Consider the following 14040-nt stretch of genomic DNA (forward strand, 5'->3'; position numbering starts at 1 on the left):
CACCGTCGGCCGGGTGCTCGGCATGCTGCACCCGCACCGCTACGCCGTCTACTCGGTGCTGCTGTCGGCCCTGCTCGGTGTGGTGAGCATGTCGATCGCACCGTTCGTGCTCGGCCGCGGCACCGACATCATCTTCGACGGCGTGATCGGCATGCAGCTGCCCGCCGGTCTCTCCAAGGAGCAGGCGGTCGCGGAACTGCGCGCCGACGGCCGCGACCGGTTCGCCGACATGGTCTCCGGCATGGACGTGCTGCCGGGTGCGGGCATCGACTTCACGGCGCTCGGCCGCACCCTGGTCATCGTGCTCGCGCTGTATCTGCTGTCGTCGGGCCTGATCTGGATCGCCGCCTACGGTCTCAACGAGATCGTGCAGCGCGTCGTGCGCGACATGCGTGCGAGCGTCGAACGCAAGATCCATCGGCTGCCGCTGCGCTATTTCGACACGCATTCGCGCGGCGACCTGCTCAGCCGGGTCTCCAACGACATCGACAACGTCGCCGCCGGTATGCAGGAGTCCATCTCACAGCTGGTCCTGGCGGTGATGACCCTGCTGGGGCTCGTGGTGATGATGCTGATCATCTCCCCGCTGCTGGCGCTGATCGCGATGCTGATCATCCCGGCCTCGGTGGTGGTGACGATGCTGGTGGCCCGCCGTTCCCGCAAGCACTTCGCGGCGCAGTGGGAGACCACCGGCGCGCTCAACGGGCAGATCGAGGAGGCCTTCACCGGGCACGAGCTCATCACCGCCTACGGCCGTACCGAGGAGGTGCAGCGCCGCTTCACCGAGACGAACGAGTCGCTGTACCAGGCGTCCTACCGCGCCCAGTTCGTGTCGGGTCTGGTGATGCCGTTCGTGACCTTCCTCGGCAACATCGGCTACGTCGTCATCGCGGTGCTCGGTGGTCTACGGGTCGCGTCGGGCACCGCGACGCTCGGCGACGTGCAGGCGATGATCCAGTACTCGCGGCAGCTCACCCAGCCGCTCGCGCAGATCGGCGCGATGGTCAACCTGCTGCAGTCCGCGGCGGCGTCCGCGGAGCGGGTGTTCGCGGTGCTCGACGAGCCGGAGGAGGAACCGGAGGCGGCGGTGCCGACGATGCCGTGGAGCCGTCACGGTCTCGTCGAGTTCGAGGACGTCTCGTTCTCCTACGTCCCCGACCGGCCGCTCATCGAGAACCTGTCGTTGCGCGCCGAGCCGGGCCAGATGATCGCGATCGTCGGCCCCACGGGCGCCGGCAAGACCACCCTCATCAACCTGATCCTGCGGTTCTACGAGGTCGATTCGGGACGCATCCTCGTCGACGGTGTGGACATCAGGGACATGTCCCGAGACGAACTGCGTTCGCGCATCGGCATCGTGCTGCAGGACACCTGGCTGTTCGGCGGCACCATCCGCGAGAACATCGCCTACGGCAATCCGGACGCCACCGAGAACCAGATCCTCTCGGCGGCGCGGATGAGTTACGTCGACCGGTTCGTGCGGGCCCTGCCCGAAGGTTACGACACGATCATCGACGAGGAGAGCGGCGGCAGCCTCAGCGCCGGTGAACGCCAGCTGATCACGATCGCGCGGGCGTTCGTGTCGAAGCCGTCGATCCTCATCCTCGACGAGGCCACCAGTTCGGTGGACACCCGCACCGAACTGCTCGTCCAGGAGGCCACGGCCCGGCTGCGCGACGACCGCACCAGTTTCGTCATCGCCCACCGCCTGTCCACCATCCGCAACGCCGACCGCATCGTGGTCATGGAGGACGGGCGGATCGTCGAACAGGGCACGCACGAGGCGCTGCTCGAGGCGGACGGGGCGTACGCGCGGCTGTACGACGCGCAGTTCAAGGCGCTCGTGGACTGATCACCGGACCGGCTCCGGCACGGCCCGCGCGGACTTCTGCGCGCCGTGACGAAAACCGTTCCCCTCGCGGCGTTGACGCGGCACACTCCGGTGCATGACGAGCCTGATCGGGGACGCTGCACCGGCACCGACAGCGCCGGCGGGGCCTGCGCGAGTCGACGAGACCACCGCGGCGGGACGCATCCTGCAGGAGCTGCGTCGGGGCGGTCCGGCGACCCGCACGATGCTGGCCACGGCCACCGGGTTCTCCGCGTCCACCGTCAACCGGGCGGTGGCGGAACTGCTGGCCTACGAACTGCTGTGCGACCGGCCCGATCTCGCTCCGCGCGGGCGGGTGGGCCGCCCCCACGTGCCCGTCGACCTGAACGCCGACCGGTTCGTGCTCGCCGGTGCTCACGTCGGTGTCCGCGACACCCTCGTCGTGGCGGGAGACCTGTGGGGCAGGGAGCTGCGCCGCACCACCTTCCCCACCCCCTCGCGACCGGACGAGCTGTTCACCCGGATCGGGGAGACGATCCGCGCCCACGAGCGAGTCCTGCCGGAGCGGGTTCCGGTGCGCGCCGGGCTGGCGGTCGGCGGCCGGTACGACCGCAGCCGGGGGATCGTCGACCACTCCCGGCTGGGCTGGGCACAACTGCCCGTCGACGCGCTGTTCGGGTCGGTGGTAGCCACGCCGTACACGGTGGTGCCGCAGGTCGAGGCGATGGCGGAGGTCGAGTACCGGCGTTACGAGGCGACCTTCCGGCACCGCCCCGCGAGCTGGCTGTACGTCTACGCCCGCGAGACGGTGGCGGTGGCGTGGCTGGTGGACGGGGTCGCGCGGTCGTCCGTCGACGGACCGGGCACCGTCGCGCATCTGCCCACCGAGTGGCGGGTGCAGTGCGAGTGCGGCCGGGTCGGGTGTCTCGAGGCCGCGGTGGCCGACAGCACCGTCGTCGACATCGCGGTGCGGTCGGGTGTGCTGCCCGCCGTGGACGGCATCGGGTCGGTGTACGCGGCGGCGGAATCCGGCAACCGGGTGGCGGCCGAATTGCTCCGGCACCGGTCGCAGGTGCTCGGCCGGGCGGTGGCGCTGGTGCGCGACATCGTCAATCCGGAGGTGGTGACGGTGGGCGGGCAGGCGTTCACCCGCTACGCACCGGCCCGCGCCCATGTGCTCGACGGCTATCGCCGGTCGTCGTCGTATCGGGATGTGCCGCTGCGGTTCTCGGACCACGGCGACGAGATCCAGTCCGCGGCGGGGCTGAGTGCGGCGTCGAGTGCGGTGTTCACCGACCCGATCGGGGCGCTGCAGGCGGTGTGAGGCTGCACCCGACGGTCGGCGTCCCGAACGTCAATGCCCCGAAGGCCGGTGCAGGATCTCGCCGGCGGTCCGCCGCACCGCGTCGGTGAGGGCGTCGAGCACGGGGGAGTCCAGCCGCCACCGCTGCCAGTAGAGCGGCACGTCGAGTGGATCGTCGGGGGTCAGGTGCACCAGGTCGGTGGTGTCGGCGACCATCGCGTCGGGCAGCATCGCCCAGCCCAATCCGAGCCGCGCGGCCTCGACGAACTCCACCGCACCCGGGACGTAGTTGCGCGGCGGGTTCATCCGCCGGCGGGTGCGCCTGCGGACGAAGCGGTCCTGCATGTCGTCCTTGCGGTCGAAGGTGAGCATCGGTGCGTCCTTCAGCGCGGCGGCGGTCATGCCGTCGGGGAACCACCGTTCGGCGAAGTCCACGCTCGCCATCGCGTGATAGCGCATGGCACCGAGTTTCTCGGAGGTGCAACCCTGCACCGGTTCGGGGACGGAGGTCACCGCCGCCATCGCGGTGCCGTCGCGCAGCAGGTCCGTCGAATGGAACTCGTCCTCGCGGTGCAGTTCGAACAGGGCCCGGTAGCGCACCGGCATCCGCGCGAGGGCGCGCAGCATCCAGGTGGACATCGAATCCGCGTTGACGACAAGAGGAATCGTGGTGTAGTTGCCCTCCGTCGCAGCCAGCCCGAGTTCCTCCGAGGTGTCCTGCTCGAGCCGCGCCACCTGCCGGGCGAGACGCATCACCACCTCGCCGGCCGGGGTCGCGGTCACGGGTCGGGTCCTCCGCAGCAGCACCTGCCCGACGTGTTGTTCGGGCGACTTGATTCGCTGACTCACCGCGGAGGGTGTGACGCGGAGAACAGCGGCCGCACCCTCGAAAGTTCCCTCGTCCAATACCGTTGCGAACGTGCGCAGTTGAGCGAAGTCCAGGTCCATATCAAGAAACTCTAATGCAGCTTCAGTAAAACCAACTGTTCTTACGGAGCCGGTCTTCCTAACGTCTACGCCATGTCCCTCGTCGTCGCCGGTTTCGTCACAGGTCTGTCCCTCATCGTCGCCATCGGTGCGCAGAACGCCTTCGTCCTGCGCATGGCCATCGCGCGACGATACGTGCTGCCCGTGATCGCGATCTGCGTGCTCTCCGACGCGATCCTCATCACCGCCGGCATCGCCGGGATCGCGACGATCCTGGACCGCGCACCCGGCGCGATCGACGTGATCCGCTGGACCGGAGCGGCATTCCTCATCTGCTACGGGCTCTTCGCGGCGCGGCGTGCCCTGAAGCCGTCGGCGCTGTCCGCCGCACCGGGCGGTGCCGTCACCATCGGTGCAGCCCTGCTGACCTGCCTCGCGCTGACCTGGCTCAATCCCCACACCTATCTCGACACCGTGCTCATGCTCGGCTCGGTGGCCAATCACTACGGCGATCCGGGACGCTGGTGGTTCGGCGCCGGCGCGATCACCGCGAGCATCGTGTGGTTCACCGCGCTCGGCTACGGCGCCCGCTATCTGCGCGCCTGGTTCGCGAAGCCGTCCTCGTGGCGCATCCTCGACGGCGGTGTCGCGGTGCTCATGCTCGGTCTCGGCGCGGGACTCGTGGCGTCGGCCTGACGGCGCGATCCGGTTCGAGGTGCGTGAACACCACGACCCCCGGCAGGGCCTCGGCGAGATCGGCCTCGATACGATCGAGCAGGTCGTGCCCGGCCCGCACCGTCCAGTCGCCCGGCACCCGCACAACCAGGTAGACGAACCGCTGCCGTCCCGACTCGCGGGTGCGCGGTGGCAGGATCGTCACCGTCCCCGATTCGCGGTAGCGGTCGAGCACGGCGTTCACAGCCGCCACGTCCTCCGGCGGCAGCACCGCGTCGAGCATCCCCACGACCGCCTGCCGCACCAGACCCAGACCGATCCGCAGGATGTTCAGCGCGACGAGGATCGCCACGATCGGGTCGAGCACCGTCCATCCGGACACCGCGACCAGCGCCACCCCGATCAGCACCCCCACCGATGTCCACACGTCCGTCAGCAGGTGCTTGCCGTCCGCGACCAGCGTGATCGACCGGTGCGCGCGGCCCTGCCGTATCAACACCAGCCCCACGACCAGGTTGAGCAGCGACGACGCCGACGCCAGCACCAGGCCCAGTCCCGCCTCCGTCACCGGCTGCGGGCTCAGCAACCGCTCCACCGACGTCCACAGGATCGCCGCCGCGGCGGCGAAGACCATCGTCCCCTCGACCGCCGCCGACAGGTACTCGGCCTTGCCGTGCCCGAAGTCGTGGTTGGCGTCGGCCGGTTTCGCCGCCAGCCGCAGTGCCGCGAGGCCGACGAGGGCCGCGACGAGGTTGACCCCGGACTCGAGGGCGTCCGACAACAGACCGACCGACCCGGTGATCCACGCCGCTGCAACCTTGAGCAGCATCGTGGCGAGCGCCGTCGCCACCGACAGCAGCATGAACCGCGTCAGCAGCCGGTGCTGCGGCGAGGTCGCCACGGGGTCAGCGCTTGACGAGGGCGAACTGCCGTCCGGTGACCTCGTGCGCCGTCAACGCCACGTAGTCGTACTTCGGGGTCGGCACCCACGGCGCGAGCCCCAGGGCGTCGAGCCTCGCCGCGTCGTCGAAACTCTGCAGGATCCGGGCCTGCCCGTGCAGCACCACGCTCCACGCCGCGTCCTCACGGATCTCGTCGACCTCGAACGCGACCTCCCGGTGCACCGCCAGTTCGGAGAGCTTGCTGCCCGGCCCGCTGCGGAAGTACACCGTGCGGTCGTCCGCCACGAAGTTGACGGGATAGATCTCCGGCCGTCCGTCCACGACGGTGACGAGACGACCCACCCCGCCCGAGGCGAGCAGTTCCCAGCACCGGTCCTCCTCGAGCGTGACGACCGGATCGTCGACGTTCGGGTTCTCGCTCATCGCGTTCCCTCCTCGGAAGTGATGTGGCATCCGCCCTGCGGTCCCTCCAGAACATCACGAATCCGCTTCCGGCGCAGGGGAACGCTCCGGCGGTTACGGTGGGGTCGGCCCACCCTCGCACCGCAGGAGTGCCGATGTCCTCACAGACCGCAGCGACCACCCCGGGATGGCACACTCGGGAGGCGACGGAGGTCGCCCGTGCGTTCGGCGTCGACCCGCAGCGGGGACTGAGCGCGACCGAGGTCGAACGGCGCCGCGCCGAGCACGGCCCCAACCTCCTCGAAGAGGCGCCGCGGCCACCCACCTGGCGGCGACTGCTCGCCCTGCTCGCCGACCGGATGACCCTCGTGCTGGTCGTGGCGGCGGTGGTCAGCGCCACCGTCTCCCGCGAATGGGAGACCCCCGTCGTCATCTTCGCGGTGATCGCCCTCAACACCGTGCTGAACTACGTGCAGGAGTCCCGGGCAGAGAACAGCCTGCAGGCGCTGCGCACGATGTCGGTGTCCACCAGCCGCGTCCTGCGCGACGGCCGCACCGTCGAGATCCCGCGGGCCGAGCTGGTGCCCGGCGACGTCGTGCTCGTCGAAGCGGGGGACACCGTCCCGGCGGACGGGCGTCTCGTCACCGCGGTCCGGCTGCAGGTCGCCGAGGCCGTGCTCACCGGGGAGTCGCAGCCCGTCGACAAGCAGGCCGAGATCGTCGCCGATCCGGACGCCCTGCTCGGTGATCGCTCCGACATGCTGTTCATGAACACCGAGATCACCCGCGGCCGTGCCACGATGCTCGTCACCGGAACCGGGATGCGCACCGAGATGGGGGCCATCGCCGCCCTTCTCGAATCGGCCGGGGTCGAACGCACACCCCTGCAGCGGCGCATCGGGCAGCTCGCGCAGACCCTGACGATCGTCGCGATCGTGACGGTCGCGGTGGTGTTCGCCCTCGGGCTGCTACGGGGACAGTCGTGGTCGGATCTGCTGGTCACCGCGGTGTCGCTGGCGGTGGCGACGATCCCCGAGGGACTCACCGCGGTCGTCGCGTTCACCCTCGCGATGGGTGCCTCCCGGCTCGCCGCGCGCGGCGCGATCGTCAAACGGCTCGCGGCGGTGGAGACGCTCGGCAGCACCACGCACATCTGCACCGACAAGACCGGCACCCTCACCCTCAACGAGATGACGGTCCAGCGGCTGCTCGTCGCCGGCCGGACCTTCCGCGTCACCGGCACCGGGTACGGCACCGACGGCAAGATCCTCGTCGGCGACGGCCTGCCCGCACCGGATCTCACCGAGGCGCTGCTCGGCATGAGTCTGTGCAACGACGCGTCCGTGCGCAACGGCACGCTCGTCGGCGACCCCACCGAAGGTGCCCTCGTCGTGCTCGCCGAGAAGGGTGGCATCGACGTCGACGGGGTCCGCACGGCGTTGAGCCGGATCGCGGAGGTGCCCTTCGATTCCGACTACAAGTACATGGCCACCTTCCACACCCTGCCCGCCGGTGGCTACCGCTGCTACGCAAAGGGTGCCCCGGGGGTGCTGCTCGAACGCGCCGCGGCGGTCACCGGTTCCGGCGGGACGGTCCCGCTCGACGACGCCGCGCGGGGGCGGATCCGGCAGGCGGTGGAGGCCCTGGCGTCGGAGGGGCTGCGCACCCTCATGATCGCCGGCCGCGACCTCGACGCCGTGCCCCGAGGAGACGCGGAAGCGCTGCAGCAGAAGGTGTCCGGGCTGACGGTCCTCGCGGTCGTCGGCATCGTCGACCCGCCGCGTACCGAGGCCGAGAACGCCATCGCCTTTGCGCACGAGGCGGGGATCTCCGTGCACATGATCACCGGCGACCATCTGGTGACCGCCTCGGCGATCGCCGGGGAACTCGGTATCCGCGGCGCGGCCGCCTCCGGCGCCGACCTCGACGGCCTATCCGACGACGAACTGCGGCAGCGGGCAAAGGAATTCGGTGTTCTCGCGCGGGTCTCTCCCGAACACAAGATCCGCTTCGTCGAGGCGTTGCAGGCCGACGGGCAGATCGTCGCGATGACGGGCGACGGCGTGAACGACGCTCCCGCCCTCGAGCAGGCGGACATCGGTGTCGCGATGGGCATCACCGGCACCGACGTGTCCAAGAGCGCCGCCGACATGATCCTCACCGACGACAACTTCGCGACGATCGTCGCCGCGGTCGCCGAGGGCCGCGGAATCTACGACAACATCGTCAAGTTCGTGAAATTCCAGCTCACCACCGCGTGGGGGTTCGTCCTGGTCTTCCTGACCGCGGGGGCGCTCGGACTGGCGGGCGGCGCACCCTTCAGCGCCCTGCAGATCCTGTGGGTGAACATCATCATGGACGGCCCGCCCGCGCTGTCCCTCGGCGTCGACCCCGCCGAACCCGACGCCATGAAGCGGCCGCCGCGTCCCGCGCGGGAAGCCCTGCTCGACCGGCCGCGGGTGCGGCGCATCCTCGGTCTCGGGGTGGTGATGACCGCGGGCACCATCGCCGTCCTGCACTTCGGGCCCGAACTGTTCCCCGGCAGTGCGGCCGATCCGCTGTTCGCCACCACCCTCGCGTTCACGACCTTCGTCTTCTACCAGGTCTTCAACCTGTTCAACGTGCGCTCGAACCTCGGGTCGGTGTTCTCGGCGCAGACATTCACCAACCACACCGTCTGGATCGCGATCGGCGCCGTGATCGCCCTGCAGATCTGCGTCGTGCAGCTCGGGGCGCTGCAGGGTGTCATGGACACCACCTCGCTCACCTCCGAGCAGTGGCTGTTCGCGGTCGCGGTCGGCTCGACGGTGCTGTGGGTGGACGAGGCCGGCAAGTTCGTGGCGCGCCGCCTCGAGGCCCGGCGCACTGCCCGGGCGATCGCGCCCGCGCTCACCTGACGGTCCGGCGGGATGGTGCAACTCACGCCGCCACGGCTGGGGCCGGGGGCCCCGCCTGCACCACAATGGACGCTGCCCCGGGGCACACGACCGTCGGTTCCGGGAACACCCACGATCGAAGGTTCCCTCCCGATGACCACCACGGCTTCCGGCCGCCCCCTCGACGATCCCGCGGCCCCGGCGACCGGCCGGCGCGTCCGCACCCTCGTGATGTGGGCACTCGCGCTCGGCGGGTTCGGCATCGGCACCACCGAGTTCGTGGCGATGGGCCTGCTGCCGGAGATCGCGGCGAGCGTCGGCGTCTCCGAACCCACCGCCGGGCACGTCGTGTCCGCCTACGCGGCCGGCGTCGTCGTCGGGGCGCCGCTGATCGCGACGATCGCCGCTCGCGTCCCCCGCAGGACCCTGCTGGTCGCGCTGATGGTGGCGTTCACCCTCGGCAACGCGGCGACCGTGCTGGCCCCGAACTACGGGCTGCTGGTCGCCTCCCGCTTCGTCGCGGGCCTGCCGCACGGCGCGTACTTCGGGGTCGCGGCACTGGTCGCGGCGCACCTCGCCGGGCCCGGCCGCCGCGCGCAGGCGGTGGCGCTGGTGATGACGGGCCTGTCCGTCGCCAACGTCGTCGGGGTGCCGGCGGCGTCGTGGCTGGGCATGGCTCTGGGCTGGAGATCGGCGTTCGTGCTGGTCGCGGTGATCGGCGCGGCCACAGTGGCCGCCCTGGCCGCGTGGGTGCCGTCGTTGTCGATCCCCACCACCAGCGTGCGGATCGAACTCGGGGCGCTGAAGAGCGCGCGGGTGTGGCTGACCCTGGCCACCGCGGTCATCGGCTTCGGCGGGGTCTTCGCCGTCTACACCTACATCAGCACCACCCTCACCGACGTCGCGGGCGTACCGAAGTCGCTGGTGCCGGTCGCGCTGATGCTGTTCGGTCTCGGCATGGTCGCCGGGAACATGGTCGGCGGGCGTCTCGCCGACCGCGCCGTGGTCCCCGCCGTCTTCGCGACCGTCACCGCCCTCGCGGTGCTGCTCGCCGTCTTCGTCGCCGCCGCGCACAATCCGTATACGGCGTTCCTGCTGGTCTTCGGGCTCGGGATGGGCTGCGCCGCCGTCGGGCCGGCCCTGCAGGTGCGGCTGATGGACGTCGCCGAGGACGCCCAGACCCTCGCCGCCTCGCTGCACCACGCGGCGTTCAACCTCGCCAACGCGTTCGGCGCGTGGATCGGGGGCGTGGTGATCGCGGCCGGTCTCGGCTACACCGCTCCCGCCGCGGTCGGGGTGGTGCTCGCCCTCGCCGGGGTCGCCGTGTTCGCGGTCTCCATCCGGGGACGTGATTGGATACGGTCGTGACCGATCCCAGCATTCCGTCCCCGCCCGACCCGTTCTTCTCCGTCGGTGCGCGTCTCGACAACGGACTCGGGCGCACGGGCACGATCCACACCCCGCATGGCGACATCCGCACCCCGGCGTTCGTCCCGGTGGGCACGAAGGCCACGGTCAAGGCCGTGCTGCCCGAGACCATGGCCGACCTCGGGGCGCAGGCGCTGCTCGCCAACGCCTACCACCTCTACCTGCAGCCGGGATCGGACATCGTCGACGAGGCCGGTGGGCTCGGCAAGTTCATGAACTGGTCCGGCCCGACCTTCACCGACAGCGGCGGCTTCCAGGTCATGTCGCTCGGCGCCGGGTTCAAGAAGGTCATCGCGATGGAGGCAGTCGGCGAGCAGAACGACGACGTCATCGCCAAGGGCAAGGAACGGCTCGCCCACGTCGACGACGACGGGGTGACCTTCAAGTCGCACCTCGACGGCTCGCGGCACCGGTTCACCCCCGAGGTGTCGATGCGCATCCAGCACGAGCTCGGCGCCGACATCATGTTCGCCTTCGACGAGCTGACCACCCTGATGAACACCCGCGGCTACCAGGAACGTTCCCTCGAACGGACCCAGGCCTGGGCGGTGCGGTGCATCGCCGAGCACGAGAAGCTCACCGCCGAACGCGCGCACCGTCCCTACCAGGCGCTCTTCGGCGTGGTGCAGGGCGCGCAGTACGAGGACCTGCGCCGGCAGGCCTGCCGCGGGCTCGAATCCATCGTGGGGGAGACCGGGCGCGGTTTCGACGGCTACGGCATCGGCGGGGCGCTCGAGAAGCACAATCTCGGCACCATCGTGCGGTGGTGCACCGAGGAACTGCCCGAGCACAAGCCGCGGCACCTACTGGGCATCAGCGAACCCGACGACGTCTTCGTCGCCGTCGAGCACGGGGTCGACACCTTCGACTGCGTCAATCCGTCGCGGGTCGCGCGCAACGCCGCGATCTACCATCCGGACGGCCGGTTCAACATCGACACCAGCCGCTTCCGCCGCGACTTCACGCCGATCGACGAGAACTGCGACTGCTACACCTGCCGGAACTACACGCGGGCGTACATCCACCACCTGTTCAAGGCGAAGGAGATGCTCTCGTCCACTCTGTGCACGATCCACAACGAGCGGTTCACGGTGCGCCTCGTCGACGACATCCGGACGAGCATCGAGAACGGCACGTTCGAGGAGTTCAAGACCGAGACACTGGGCCGTTTCTACAGGAACCGGCGTCAGGCCTGAGCCGTCACGCGTAGGTGGGTTCGCGCTTCTTGACGTACGCGATGACGCGGTAGGTCACGGGCAGCACGACGATCTCGACGAGGGTCTTCCACAGGAAGCCGACGAGCACGTAGTTCACGAAGTCCGCCCAGGTCGCGATGCCGATGACACCCGCGGCGATCGAGCAGAAGATCAGGGTGTCGGCGAACTCGCCGACCACCGTGGACCCGATCAGGCGCGCCCACAGGTGCTTCTCCTTGGTGCGTTCCTTGATGCGCACGAGGACGTAGGCGTTGAGCAACTGTCCGACCACGTAGCCGGCGAGGCCGGCGAGCAGCATCCGCGGCACCACGCCGAGCACGGTCTCGAAGGACTCCTGACCGGCGTAGAAGTCGGCGGCGGGGAGCTGCTGGGTGATCCAGAAGCACAGCGCCGACAGCGCCACCGCCCCGAAGCCGTAGAACACGGCGCGGCGGGTGGCCGCGAAGCCGTACACCTCGCTGAGCACGTCGCCGAGGATGTAGGCCAGCGGGAACAGGAAGAACCCGCCGTCGGTGATGATCGGCAGGATCTGCAGCGGGCCGAGGGAGAACTCCGCGCTCTCGAAGAAGGCGATGCCCTTCGTCGCGCAGATGTTGGAGATCATCAGCACGGCCGTGAACAGCACCAGGATCCCCGGATAGGAGCTGCGGCCCACGTGCGCGAACGCCACGTGGTCGGTGGTCGGGGTGGTGGTCGGTCCGTGCTCTGTCACCCGGATATCCAAGCACTACCGCGCGCGGATCGCGAAGTTGCGGACCCTCCGTACGCTGCGAACTTCGCATACACGACGAACGGGCCCCGTCCGAGGACGGAGCCCGTTCGTGGGTGCGGGTCAGGACCTGACGACCCGCGTGCCGCCTGCGAAGACGTCGTGGAATCCCTGTCTGCTCGGGTTCTGCCCGATGGTGACGGCGATTCCGATGCAGACGATCAGATAGATCAGGTCCGCCACCCATCCCAGGAGCGGGACACCTGTGAGGATCTGCAGCGCCTCGAACGCATTGCGCTTGGCGGCCTGCTCGAAGGTGGGACGGCCCCCATCGGGTGCGACGACCGACAGGCCGAGGAGCTTCTTCCCGGGCGTCGTTCCCCGAGTCGACTCGAAGTACGTCCAGTACCCGAACGCGACGGCACCCGTCAGCGCCGACATCAGGAGGTCGTAGACGAAGCTGTGCGTCGAGAGGGCCACCACGAAGGTGAGAAGTCCCATCGGGAGACCCACCACGAGCGAATCGAGCATGCGTGCGCCCAGGCGTGGCAGCAGCCCGGCGGGAGTCCTGCCACCGAATCCCTGGTCGCCGAATCCCCGGTCGCCGAAGCCCTGGCCGGGAAAGCCGTAGGGGCCACCCTGCGGCGCACCGTACCCGGGCCCGTCCGGGAGGTGGGGGTTCTGCGGAGGTGGTGGGTATCCGTCCGTCGTCAAATCGTCTCGCCTCCTGTTCATGATCGAATACGGCAACGCGCCACGGTACAGAGTGCCGTGGCGCGTTGCCGTATTCGGTTGTGTCGACGAGCAGGTCAGGGAGCGACCGGACCGCCGGTGGTGACGCGGTAGGCATAGGTGACGGCGATGATCGAGACCGGGACGCTGACCAGCAGGCCGAGACCGCACAGCAGGGCACCGACCAGGTTGATGCCGAGCAGCGCGAGGGCCAGCAGCAGCAGCGTGCCGGCGTTCGACTTGATCGCGTTGAAGCTCGACTTGATCGCGGTGACCGCGTCCTGGTTGCGGTCGATGACGAACTGCATCGTCCACCAGGTCAGGAAGGCGAACGCCAGGCCGGGGATGATGCACAGGAACAGGCCGATCGTGGTGCCGATACCCACGAGAAGACCCGCGACGATCACGGCGCCGATGGGGCCGATCTGCAGGAACGTGCCGAAGGCGGGCTTCTGTCCGTCCGTCTCGGCCAGCGCCCCGCGCACGAAGGCGGCCTGGATCAGGTAGCCGACGATGGTCGTGACGACGGTGCCGATCGCGTTGGTCGCCGAGAACGAGGCGCTGAAACCGTTGTCGTCGGGCGTGAAATCGAAACCGTTGAAAATGCCGCTGATCAGGGCCTGGATGATGAAGGCCGCAACCATGAACAGGATCCACACACCGGCGTTGCCGCTGAACTTGGCCCAGCCGTAGGAGAGTGCATCACCCACGCTCAGCCGGCTCGTCGGCGCCGGACCGTAGCCGCCCGCGCCGTACGCCCCGCTCGCCCCGTACGCCCCAGGCGGAGGCGGGTAGTTACCGGGCGGCGGCGGGTAGCTGCCCCCGGAAGGCGGCGGGGTGTATCCGCCGGACTGCGGCGGAGGGTAGTTGCCCGGAGGCGGGTAGCTGCCACCGGAGGGCGGCGGGTAGCTACCACCCGAGGGCGGGGGGTAGTTGCCGGGCGGGGGATAGCCACCCGGATTCTTGGGGTCCTGGTTCGGGTCGGAGCCGCCGGTGGTCATGAAGTGCCTCTCGCCGGTAGGTCTGATCTTGTCTTCC

Annotated in this window: 12 protein-coding genes; 6 read left to right on the forward strand and 6 right to left on the reverse strand. The window is 69.6% G+C overall.

Features of this window, described 5'->3' with window-relative positions; genetic code table 11:
• The first annotated feature begins 22 nt into the window (after positions 1-22).
• Together OED52_RS01235 and OED52_RS01240 are read left to right on the forward strand one after the other, a co-directional pair.
• Complete coding sequence (locus OED52_RS01235; RefSeq protein ID WP_264154541.1) at positions 23-1852, forward strand: ABC transporter ATP-binding protein; 1830 nt, start codon at positions 23-25, stop codon at positions 1850-1852.
• Between the two features lie 94 nt (positions 1853-1946).
• A complete protein-coding gene (locus OED52_RS01240; RefSeq protein WP_264152907.1) occupies positions 1947-3155 on the forward strand; it encodes an ROK family transcriptional regulator in 1209 nt (402 codons plus the stop codon).
• Positions 3156-3185: 30 nt separating this feature from the next.
• On the opposite strand, the gene OED52_RS01245 is transcribed toward OED52_RS01240, so the two are convergent.
• A complete protein-coding gene (locus tag OED52_RS01245; RefSeq protein ID WP_264152908.1) occupies positions 3186-4082 on the reverse strand; it encodes a LysR family transcriptional regulator ArgP in 897 nt (298 codons plus the stop codon).
• Between the two features lie 72 nt (positions 4083-4154).
• Here OED52_RS01245 and OED52_RS01250 point away from each other — a divergent pair, with 72 nt between their 5' ends.
• On the forward strand, positions 4155-4757 hold the full coding sequence (locus OED52_RS01250) for a LysE/ArgO family amino acid transporter (protein WP_264152909.1): 603 nt from the start codon (positions 4155-4157) through the stop codon (positions 4755-4757).
• Here OED52_RS01250 and OED52_RS01255 read toward each other — a convergent pair.
• Positions 4717-5598: a cation diffusion facilitator family transporter gene (locus OED52_RS01255; RefSeq protein WP_264154542.1), complete on the reverse strand. Its 882-nt coding sequence runs from the start codon at positions 5596-5598 to the stop codon at positions 4717-4719. The two genes, OED52_RS01250 and OED52_RS01255, sit on opposite strands and share 41 nt — an antisense overlap.
• A gap of 43 nt (positions 5599-5641) precedes the next feature.
• Complete coding sequence (locus tag OED52_RS01260) at positions 5642-6061, reverse strand: pyridoxamine 5'-phosphate oxidase family protein (protein ID WP_264152910.1); 420 nt, start codon at positions 6059-6061, stop codon at positions 5642-5644.
• A 134-nt stretch (positions 6062-6195) separates the two neighbouring features.
• On the opposite strand from OED52_RS01260, the gene OED52_RS01265 reads away from it, so the two are divergent.
• The 3 genes from OED52_RS01265 (at position 6196) to tgt (ending at position 11540) form a co-directional block, all read left to right on the forward strand.
• A complete protein-coding gene (locus OED52_RS01265) occupies positions 6196-8937 on the forward strand; it encodes a calcium-translocating P-type ATPase, PMCA-type (protein WP_264152911.1) in 2742 nt (913 codons plus the stop codon).
• 132 nt (positions 8938-9069) lie between these two features.
• Positions 9070-10284 (forward strand): MFS transporter, encoded by a 1215-nt coding sequence (locus tag OED52_RS01270; RefSeq protein ID WP_413247697.1) that lies wholly within the window; start codon positions 9070-9072, stop codon positions 10282-10284.
• The gene (tgt, locus tag OED52_RS01275) at positions 10281-11540 is read left to right on the forward strand and encodes a tRNA guanosine(34) transglycosylase Tgt (protein ID WP_264152912.1); all 1260 of its coding nucleotides are present in this window, start codon (positions 10281-10283) and stop codon (positions 11538-11540) included. Before OED52_RS01270 ends, tgt begins: the two co-directional genes overlap by 4 nt.
• A gap of 4 nt (positions 11541-11544) precedes the next feature.
• On the opposite strand, the gene OED52_RS01280 is transcribed toward tgt, so the two are convergent.
• From OED52_RS01280 to OED52_RS01290, 3 genes are all read right to left on the reverse strand, one after another.
• Positions 11545-12273, reverse strand: a complete 729-nt coding sequence (locus tag OED52_RS01280; protein WP_264152913.1) for a queuosine precursor transporter — start codon at positions 12271-12273, stop codon at positions 11545-11547.
• A gap of 120 nt (positions 12274-12393) precedes the next feature.
• On the reverse strand, positions 12394-12984 hold the full coding sequence (locus tag OED52_RS01285; protein ID WP_264152914.1) for an RDD family protein: 591 nt from the start codon (positions 12982-12984) through the stop codon (positions 12394-12396).
• 95 nt (positions 12985-13079) lie between these two features.
• On the reverse strand, positions 13080-14003 hold the full coding sequence (locus OED52_RS01290; RefSeq protein WP_264152915.1) for a hypothetical protein: 924 nt from the start codon (positions 14001-14003) through the stop codon (positions 13080-13082).
• Positions 14004-14040: the final 37 nt, after the last annotated feature.

Source organism: Rhodococcus sp. Z13 (genome assembly GCF_025837095.1).
Lineage (GTDB): Bacteria > Actinomycetota > Actinomycetes > Mycobacteriales > Mycobacteriaceae > Rhodococcus > Rhodococcus sacchari.

Coding starts and splice junctions, on each gene's coding strand:
- OED52_RS01235 (WP_264154541.1), top strand. CDS start 23: ATGCTGCACCCGCACCGCTACGCCGTCTACTCGGTGCTGCTGTCGGCC.
- OED52_RS01240 (WP_264152907.1), top strand. CDS start 1,947: ATGACGAGCCTGATCGGGGACGCTGCACCGGCACCGACAGCGCCGGCG.
- OED52_RS01245 (WP_264152908.1), bottom strand. CDS start 4,082: ATGGACCTGGACTTCGCTCAACTGCGCACGTTCGCAACGGTATTGGAC.
- OED52_RS01250 (WP_264152909.1), top strand. CDS start 4,155: ATGTCCCTCGTCGTCGCCGGTTTCGTCACAGGTCTGTCCCTCATCGTC.
- OED52_RS01255 (WP_264154542.1), bottom strand. CDS start 5,598: ATGCTGCTGTCGGTGGCGACGGCGCTCGCCACGATGCTGCTCAAGGTT.
- OED52_RS01260 (WP_264152910.1), bottom strand. CDS start 6,061: ATGAGCGAGAACCCGAACGTCGACGATCCGGTCGTCACGCTCGAGGAG.
- OED52_RS01265 (WP_264152911.1), top strand. CDS start 6,196: ATGTCCTCACAGACCGCAGCGACCACCCCGGGATGGCACACTCGGGAG.
- OED52_RS01270 (WP_413247697.1), top strand. CDS start 9,070: ATGACCACCACGGCTTCCGGCCGCCCCCTCGACGATCCCGCGGCCCCG.
- OED52_RS01290 (WP_264152915.1), bottom strand. CDS start 14,003: ATGACCACCGGCGGCTCCGACCCGAACCAGGACCCCAAGAATCCGGGT.